This window comes from Citrobacter sp. TBCS-15 (genome assembly GCF_005280815.1).
GTDB lineage: Bacteria > Pseudomonadota > Gammaproteobacteria > Enterobacterales > Enterobacteriaceae > Citrobacter > Citrobacter werkmanii.
The window spans coordinates 1-264 of the sequence record NZ_SZWK01000195.1 but is presented as its reverse complement, the minus strand read 5'-3'; the positions used below and the strand labels follow the sequence as shown (position 1 = coordinate 264).

The 264-nt window shown below is 27.7% G+C and carries 1 protein-coding gene; it reads left to right on the top strand.

The window, feature by feature from the left end:
• Window positions 1-264, top strand: a 264-nt coding sequence (locus tag FDW96_RS12635; protein ID WP_137365781.1) for an HNH endonuclease signature motif containing protein, incomplete at both ends; no start/stop codon positions are given.

Sequence of the window (264 nt, the reverse complement as noted above, 5' to 3'; positions counted from 1 at the left end):
GTTAGAAAGATACACATTAACAAAAGACGGAAAACTATTTTCTAAAAACGGTAAACAAAAAAAAGAGAGCAAAGATAAAGACGGTTATTATCAATTTTCAGCAAGTTTTGATAATAGAACTTTGAAAGTGAAAAAACATAGATTATTAGCATTCGCTTTTATTCCTAACCCAGAAAATAAAAAAATAGTAAACCATATTGACGGAAACAAGCAAAATAACGATTTAAATAACCTAGAATGGTGTACTAGCCAAGAAAATACATT